The organism is Thermus aquaticus, from assembly GCF_001280255.1.
GTDB classification, from domain to species: domain Bacteria; phylum Deinococcota; class Deinococci; order Deinococcales; family Thermaceae; genus Thermus; species Thermus aquaticus.
Genome location: NZ_LHCI01000106.1, coordinates 239,566 through 239,940, shown reverse-complemented (window position 1 = coordinate 239,940; position 375 = coordinate 239,566).

Below are 375 nucleotides of genomic sequence, written 5' to 3'. Positions count from 1 at the left end.
GGTTCTGGAGGGGAGAAGGGAGCGAGGCCACCATCTCGCTCACCCGGGCTGAGCCTGCGGCCAAGGCGCCCCGCACCACCTCTTCAAACCGTCGGTGGAGGCGCTTATCGGGGGAAAACGCTCGCAAAACGGCCCGTGAACTCCTGGAGCCTGGCCTCGGCCACCTTGAGCATGTCCATGGATCACCCCCGGTACCAGATACGGGCTGCGCCCGCAAGGGGAGATTTACCACGAAACGGAGATGTGGGTAAAGTCCTGGGTCTACTCCGGGCCCTTTGTCCTCCGGCGCTGGGTGCCCGGGAGCACGGTGGAGATGGTCCGCAACCCGCAGTTCCCCATCACCCCTCCGGGCGGGGCCGACAAGTACGTCCAGAG